This window comes from Allobosea thiooxidans, assembly GCF_900168195.1.
Lineage (GTDB): Bacteria > Pseudomonadota > Alphaproteobacteria > Rhizobiales > Beijerinckiaceae > Allobosea > Allobosea thiooxidans.
Genome location: NZ_FUYX01000030.1, coordinates 1 through 7,712, shown reverse-complemented (window position 1 = coordinate 7,712; position 7,712 = coordinate 1). Strand labels below are relative to the sequence as shown.

Annotated in this window: 5 protein-coding genes and 1 pseudogene; 3 read left to right on the top strand and 3 right to left on the bottom strand. The window is 64.4% G+C overall.

Annotated elements, in window-relative coordinates:
* Together B5Y19_RS26295 and B5Y19_RS26785 are read right to left on the bottom strand one after the other, a co-directional pair.
* The coding region (locus tag B5Y19_RS26295; RefSeq protein ID WP_411914176.1) for an autotransporter family protein at window positions 1–1,007 on the bottom strand (1,007 nt) is incomplete at its 3' end.
* Window positions 1,005–1,309 (bottom strand): annotated as a pseudogene (locus tag B5Y19_RS26785) (autotransporter outer membrane beta-barrel domain-containing protein); the annotation flags it as partial. The gene B5Y19_RS26295 and the pseudogene B5Y19_RS26785, both read right to left, overlap by 3 nt.
* 1,537 nt (window positions 1,310–2,846) lie before the next feature.
* Between B5Y19_RS26785 and B5Y19_RS25475 the strand changes: the two are divergent.
* Entirely contained in the window at window positions 2,847–4,202 is a 1,356-nt protein-coding gene (locus B5Y19_RS25475; RefSeq protein WP_055728133.1) for a ferredoxin reductase family protein, read from the top strand.
* Between the two features lie 195 nt (window positions 4,203–4,397).
* Here B5Y19_RS25475 and B5Y19_RS25470 read toward each other — a convergent pair whose 3' ends face one another.
* Window positions 4,398–5,891 carry a DASS family sodium-coupled anion symporter gene (locus tag B5Y19_RS25470; RefSeq protein WP_244555728.1) on the bottom strand — a complete coding sequence of 498 codons (1,494 nt, stop codon included), beginning with the start codon at window positions 5,889–5,891 and terminating at the stop codon, window positions 4,398–4,400.
* Between the two features lie 337 nt (window positions 5,892–6,228).
* On the opposite strand from B5Y19_RS25470, the gene blh reads away from it, so the two are divergent.
* A complete protein-coding gene (blh, locus tag B5Y19_RS25465) occupies window positions 6,229–7,524 on the top strand; it encodes a bifunctional sulfur transferase/dioxygenase Blh (protein ID WP_079592381.1) in 1,296 nt (431 codons plus the stop codon).
* A gap of 11 nt (window positions 7,525–7,535) precedes the next feature.
* Window positions 7,536–7,712, top strand: a 177-nt coding sequence (locus B5Y19_RS25460; protein WP_139384569.1) for an ArsR/SmtB family transcription factor, incomplete at its 3' end; no start/stop codon positions are given.

The following is a 7,712-nucleotide window of genomic DNA, read 5'->3' as shown; positions in this document are numbered from 1 at the left end:
AGCGCCCAGCCCTTGGCGAGGCGCGCGCCGATCCGGCCGGCGAGCGACTCGACATCGGAAAAGCGCACCAGCGCCGCCCCGTCATGGCCGGAGCCGTTGACCAGCGTCTGGTAGATCAGCTGCGCCTGCGGCTCGATGGTCCAGCCATTGCCGAGCGCAATCGGATAACCGCCTTCCAGCGAGGCGGCGAAGCCAAAGCCGTCGCGGTTGAGTTTGAACTGGCGCTTGGAGTCGGCCTCGGCGTCGAACCAGGTGCCCTGCACGACGCCGTCGAGATACCAGCCCGAGGCGCCAAAATGGGTCCAGTAGGCGCCGATCGAATAGCCGTCGATAGTGTTGGTGCCGGCCTTGATGCCGTTGAAATGGCGGACATCGCCCTGGATGCGGCCGATCGCGCCGTAGATGCCGGCATGGTCGCGGCTGCCGTCGGCATTCATCCCGCGATAGAGGTCGAGGCCGGCCTGCAGCGCATAGATGTCGTAGTCGAAATTCGGGCCGTTGCGGAAGATCCCGCCCGGCCCGCCATCCTGGTTACCGTGCGTGCCGATGATCCGGGCCCAGCCGGCCGAGGCATAGGAGCGATTGGCCGCCACCACGCTGTCGGGCAGGCGCACGACGGTGGTGCAGCGGAAGTTCTTCTCCGGATTCTTGCACCAGATCGTGCGCTCCTCGGTGACGGGAGCGGTCTCGAGCGGACGCAATTCGCCCATGCGCTCATGCAGGCTGTCGATGATGGTGCGGCCATAGATCAGCCCCATCGCCGGCAGCGCCGCATAGAGCGAGACCTCGCGGCGGTAATTGGGGACTTCGGCCGGGGCGGGCGCCGGCGTCGGAGGTGTAGGAGGTGTAGGAGGCGTCGGGTCCGGCACGTAGGTCGAGACCAGCGACCACTGGCTCTCGCAAGCGCCACCCCCTGCGGCACCGCAATTCCGGTCCTGGCGAACGAGCGTGTACTCATACGGCCCCGCGAAGAGCGGCCCCGCGAGCGAGAAGCTGCCCGTGTGCAGGCCTCCGACCGCATCGACGAGCAGAATGCCGTTTCCAGTCGTGAGCGCGCCCGGACCGACGGTGTTGGAACCCTCAGAACCGAGGTCCCGCTCACCGTGCCGCCGCTTACCAGCAGCCTGTCCGAGGGCGACGCATCGCTGCCCAGGTAGGTGTTCAGGCCGATCGTACCGCCAGCACCGATATAGTTCTGGACGGATAGCGTCTTGTAGCTCGCCAGCAGGGCCGGATCGCCTGAAGGCGCCGTAAAATTGATCGTGCTCGCGCTGTTGGTCAGATTTGTCAGCTCGGAACTGCCTGTCATCGTCCACAGCGAGCCGTTTCGCAGAACAAGATTGGAGGCGGTCGACAACGAATTCACGGTCCGCCCGGACATCCGCGAATTGTCGAGCGTCGCGTTCAACACGGCGGATGCGGCGCCGTTCGGGCCCACGTCGATCGCGAGCCCCGACGCATTGTTCAGGGTCGTGTTGGTCAGGTTTACGGTATTCGTTCCGCCGCGAACGACGATCCCGTCGCCGCTCGATGTGAGGGTCGCATTGGAGAGATTGACCGAGGCCGCGGTTGCGGTGGCCGCCGCCTCCATCCAGATCCCTGTCGCGGCTGCACCTGTCACGGAAACTGTGCCGTTCTGCAAGGTCAGGTCGCCGCCATCCACCGTGCGGAAGCCGAGTGCCGTCGGCCCGCCGATCGTGAGGTTCGACGTGCCCAGGAAGCTGACGGAGCCTCCATTCGACACTTCGAGGCCTGTCGCCTCGGTCGCGGCCGTGATTGAAAGCGAGGCGTTGCCGTTGACCGTGATCACGCCACCGGAGCCCGCGCCGGCCGCAACGGCGCTGCCCGAAGTGGAGACGGCGGTGCCCGTGATATTGTTGATCGTGACCTGGCTATTAGCGTAGCGGGAAAACAGGACCTCGGCCTCAAGCCCTGTGACATTGACATTCGCGGTGCCGCTGACCGAGGTATGGGCGCCCGAATAGGCCGATATCGCAACCTGGAAATTGCCGAAGACGCCGGCGATTCCGCCTGCAGGGGGGGGCATCGGCAGCAACCGCGGATTTGGGCTGCCGCCGATGAAGCCGCTGCTACAAGGTAGCCGTTCCACCCTGGCCGGAATCGGCCAGGGGCGTGCCCCTGCAGGGCCATCGGCGAAGCAAATCAGCGCAATCGACGCCACCGCCCGGAACAGGGCAATCTGAAGGCTCCGGCCGCCCGATGACCGGTCCGTTGCAGTAGATGACCGTGCGGTTGCAGCAGTAGAATAGGCCTATGAGGCCAATGAAGAGCAGGACTTGCTTCTCGGAAGCCTACTCGGCTGTCCCATCCCAATGTAAAGCTGATCATTGTCTCGCCTTGTGGGGCCGGCGTCAGCGCGATGCGATTCAAGTCGGCCACGTCGAGATTGATTTCAGGCAGATCCGTCGGCTCGGCCATCGACCTCGATCCCCAACAGGGCGCCGGAACTCATCGAATTTGGCTCGCGCGATGGCCGTGTCGTCGATGATGTGCCGCTCCTGAAGCTTGCCTCGACCAAGACCGTATCGAGGAAGTAGGCGAGCGTGCCGACCCCGCGGGCGGCTGCACTGATGCATCGGCGCGGGCCGTAGCGATCCTTCGAGGCAGTGGAATTGCGACGCGAACCGGCGTCGACCGGTTCAACATCGACGGCTGCTGGAGCCCATCGGCAACATCCCGCCGGCCAAACCGGGACGGGGCATCTCATCACCGCCAGCCAAGTCAAGTATTATCTACTTGGCGTCCGGGGCACGCTGCCATCCTTTGACGTATTCTGCTTCGCACGGAACGCGGTATCTTCATCCTCCGGGGAGAATTCTACGGCGATGCGCAACATCAAGTACGCGTTCTGGGGTCTGCTCGGCCTGTTGAGCCTTCTGTGGCTGGCGACCGAGCCTGCCGTGTTCCAGGCAACGAACTTCTTCGCCCTGCGCGGAGCTATGGTCCAGTACAGCGGCATCCTGGCCATAGGCGCGATGAGCGTTGCGATGATCCTGGCGCTGCGGCCGCGGTGGCCGGAACGCCGGCTCGGCGGATTGGACAAGATGTACCGCCTCCACAAATGGCTGGGCATCGCCGCGCTGTTCGTATCCGTGATCCACTGGCTCTGGAGCAAGGGGCCGAAATGGGCGGTCGGCTGGGGCTGGCTGGACCGGCCTGTGCGGGCGGCAAGGCCGCCCTTGGAGAATCCGATCGAGCAGGCCTTCGCGAACCTGCGCGGCACGGCGGAGGGACTTGGCGAATGGGCGTTCTATGCGGCGGCGCTCCTGATCGCGCTGGCGCTCACCAGATACTTCCCCTACCGCCTCTTCTACAAGACGCATCGCCTGCTCGCGGTCACCTACCTGATCCTGGCGTTCCACGCCGTCGTGCTGCTCGACTTCGACGACTGGACAGCGCCGCTCGGCCTCGTGACGGCGCTGCTCCTGGCCTTTGGCATCTACGCCGCCGTGATCGTGCTGCTGCGCCGCGTCGGTTCCGGCCGGCAGGTCGAGGGCAGGATCGCGTCGCTCCATTATTACCCCGGCGTGCGCGTCCTCGAAACCGCGATCGACGTACCCAAGGGGTGGCCGGGCCACCGGCCGGGCCAATTTGCCTTCGCGACCTCGGATGCCAGCGAAGGCGCACACCCCTACACCATCGCCTCGGCATGGCGTGACAGCGACCGCCGGATCACCTTCATCGCGAAGGAGCTCGGAGACCATACGAGCCGGCTGCGGGAGAAACTGCGCGTCGGTCAGAATGTGAAAGTGGAAGGTCCTTACGGCTGCTTCGACTTCGACGACGGTCAGCCTCGCCAGATCTGGATCGGCGGCGGCATCGGCATCACGCCGTTCGTCGCCAGAATGAAATACATTGCGCAGGAAAGGCGCGCACATCCAGACCACCCGTCAGTGACCGTTGATCTGTTTCACACGACCGCCGATATCGATGAGACGGCACTCGCGAAATTGAAGGCAGATGCCGAGGCCGCAAATATTCATCTACACATCCTCGTCGATGCCCGTGACGGCCGCCTAACCGGTGATCGCATTCGTGCGATCGTACCGGAATGGCGCAATGCCGGAATCTGGTTCTGCGGTCCCGCGAGCTTCGGAGAAGCGTTGCGCAAGGATTTCTCGGCTCACGGACTGCCCGTGACAGAGCGGTTCCATCAGGAGCTGTTCGAGATGAGGCCTTAGCTGTCCGTCGTGAGAGTTCGTTTGAAATCGCCTATCGCGAACGGCTTATTGATGCGCGATGCGTCGGTGTAGGCGGCATCCGAGGACAGTATGGGCATGGCTTAAGGGAACGATGATGCGCTCGTCGTAGCCGCCCACCGGGCGATGCCAGCAGCTTATCCATGGCTAGGTCGGGCGGAGCCGGAAGGCGCCCCATCACCAGTAGCCCAGAAGCTTCCACCAGATACCGCCTATGATGGCGAAGACGACCAGCTCCATCACGCACATCACCAGACCGACGGTCCACCAGCGGCCCATCGTGACATAGCCGCTGCCGAAGATGATCGGCGAGGTGCCCGTCGCATAATGGGTGAGCGTCATCATGATTGCCGAAGCCGCGACCATCATCAACAGGAAGAAGCCCTGATAAGCCGTTGGGATCAGCGCAATGCCGACGGCAAGGAAAGCCAGCATCATCGCGCTGATGTGAGCGGTGGTTGAAGCGAAGGCGTAGTGGGCGAAGGTGAAGATCAGCACCAGCACGGCCGCCGTTAGCGCCCATCCCAGGTTGGCGGACGTGATCATGCCCTGCATCAGGCCAGAGAACCATGCGACCACGCCCAGGCTGTTCAACTGTCCGGCCAGCATGACGAGCGCTCCAAACCAGATCAGGGTGTCCCAGGCGCTTCGCTCGGCCAGGACGTCGTTCCAACTGATCGTTCCCGAGACCAGCAGGACGAAAAGACCGAGCAGGGCCACCGCGGTCGGGTCAAGCTGGAAGGCCGGCCCCAGAATCATGGCCGGGACGTTCGCCCATAGCAGAAGCAGCAGGGCGAAGGTCAGGAGCATGACGATCTCCTTCGGATGAAGCGGCCCCATCGCGCGAAGTTCGCCGCGGGCGAACGTGACCGCGTCCGGCGTGTGCTTCAACTCCGGCGGCGAGAGGAGAAAGATGACGAGCGGCATCAGAAGCAGTGAAACCAGCCCGGGCACGAGCATCGCGAGCGCCCAGGCGCCCCAGGTGAGATCCACCGCGCCGCCGGTCGCTTCGGCCAGATAGCTTCTCACCAGCGGGTTTGGGGCGGTCGCGGTGATGAACATCGCCGAGGTGATCGGGTTGGCGTGATAGTTGACCAGCGCCAGATAGGTGCCGACCTTGCCCTCGGTTCCTTTCTCGGGGTCGGAATCGAAGGCGCTGGCGATCGATTTCATGATCGGATGGATGATGCCGCCGCCTCTGGCGGTGTTGGAGGGCGTCACCGGCGCCAGCAGCAGCTCGCAGAACGCTAGCCCGTAGCCGATCCCGATCGTGCGCTTGCCGAGGGCTGCAATGAACATCATGCCCAATCTGCGCCCCAGACCGGTCGTCCGCAGGCCGATCGAGACGAGGATGGCCGTCACGATCAGCCAAATGAGCGGGCTGGAGAAGCTTGAGAGCGCGTCCGCAACCGCGCCGCTCGAATTGTCGGCTGTCACCTGAGAGAACGTCAGGATGACCATGGCCATCAGTGCCATCACCCCGATCGGCATGACCTTCAGGATGATCGCGACGATGGTCGTGAGAAAGATGGCGAGCATTGTCTTGCCATCGGGCGTGAGCCCTGCCGGCACGGGCAGGGCGAGCAGGATCACGAGCACCGCAGTCGTGATCGTCGCCGGAACGACGCGGAACGGGATCGCTTCCCAAAGATAGGAGAGGAAATCCCGCATGAGCATTCGTTCCCAATCCCGGAGATCCGCAGGCAAGAGATTCTGCATGCTTAGACGGATGCCACAGATATCGGATCGGCGGATTCCCGCAATGGGCCGACGCCAATCGGAATGGTCGCCGATTGAAGTCTGGGAACTGGGTCCAAACCAAGGTCAAGGACCGCGTGAGTGCGGGTTCGGGTTGTTCAGGTCCTCCAAAGGAAGTGCGGAAGCGAATCCCGATGTCCTCGCGACGTGTGTCGCGCGCGCATCGGCCAAGCTCCCGGGAGCGCACTTGCATTTTTCAATATACATTATATTTAATTGTATAATGAATGGCATAGAGAAGGTGCTCCCGATGACCGCCGTGAAGATCGACGACCGGCTGACGGTCGCCAGCCAACCGAGTCCGGAGACGCTCGCCACGTTGGCGACTGCCGGCTTCGCCACCATCATCAATAACCGCCCTGACGCCGAGGAACCGGGCCAGCCCGGCAGTGCCGCGGAGAAGGCGGCCTGCGAGCGCGCTGGCCTTGCCTATCGCTTCATCCCCGTGACGGCGGCGACGATCACCGAGGCCGACATCCGCGCCTTCCAAGCGGCGGTGTCCGAAGCCAGAGGGCCGGTGTACGCCCATTGCCGCAGCGGCGTGCGTTCACTGACGCTGCACGTACTAGGCGAGGTGCTGGCAGGGAGGATGAAGCCCGGCGAGGTCGAGGCCTTCGGGCGCGAGCGCGGCTTCGATCTTTCGGGCGCGGTGCAATGGCTCGCCCGGAATGCGGCTCGCGCGCCGCAGGTCAAGGGCTTCTACGAGCCGCGCTCCGGCAGCATCCAGTATGTCGTCACCGATCCGAAGACGAAGCGCTGCGCGATCATCGACCCGGTCTATGAGTTCGATGAGAAGTCCGGGGCGACCGCCACGCATCAGGCCGACGAGATCCTCGCCTATGTGGCGCGCGAGGAGCTCACCGTCGAGTGGATCCTCGATACCCATCCCCATGCCGATCACTTCTCGGCCGCTCACTATCTCAAGCAGAAGACAGGTGCCCCGACAGCCATCGGCGCGCGCGTGACGGATGTCCAGAGGCTCTGGCAGGGCCTCTACAACTGGCCTGAGCTGGCGACAGACGGCTCGCAATGGGACCGGCTGTTTGACAAGGGCGACAGCTTCAAGGTGGGTGAGCTCACGGGGCGCGTGATGTTCTCGCCCGGCCATACCCTGGCCTCCGTGACCTATGTGATCGGCGACGCGGCATTCGTGCACGACACGATCTTCATGCCGGATTCCGGCACGGCGCGGGCGGACTTCCCGGGTGGCAGCGCCAGGGCCCTGTGGGCGTCGATCCAGGCGATCCTGGCCTTGCCGGACGATACGCGCCTGTTCACCGGGCACGATTACGAGCCCGGCGGGCGCGCCGCCAGATGGGAGAGCACGGTGGGCGAGCAGAAGCGCGCGAACCCGCATCTGGCCGGCATGACGGAGGAGCGCTTCGTCGCGCTGCGGGAGGCGCGCGACCGCACCTTGCCGATGCCGAAGCTGATCCTGCATGCGCTTCAGGTCAACATCCGCGGCGGCCGGCTGCCGGTGCCTGAGGCCAACGGCCGGCGCTATCTCAAACTCCCCCTCGATGCGCTGGCGGGGGCCGCGTGGTGATGACTTCCGCGATGACCCGCAAGATACCTCCGGCGGAGATGGAGGCGCGCGCCGGCGAGGTTGCCGCCTTGCTCAAGACATTGTCGCATCCGGCACGTCTGCGGCTCGCCTGCGCCCTCGCCGAGGGCGAATACGCCGTCGGCGAGCTTGAGGAGCGGCTCGGCATCCGTCAGCCGACACTGTCGCAG

What these genes read in the sequence shown, in the direction of transcription:
- B5Y19_RS25470 (WP_244555728.1), bottom strand. Translation starts at nt 5,891, where the DNA reads ATGCGGGATTTCCTCTCCTATCTTTGGGAAGCGATCCCGTTCCGCGTC.
- B5Y19_RS25475 (WP_055728133.1), top strand. Translation starts at nt 2,847, where the DNA reads ATGCGCAACATCAAGTACGCGTTCTGGGGTCTGCTCGGCCTGTTGAGC.
- blh (WP_079592381.1), top strand. Translation starts at nt 6,229, where the DNA reads ATGACCGCCGTGAAGATCGACGACCGGCTGACGGTCGCCAGCCAACCG.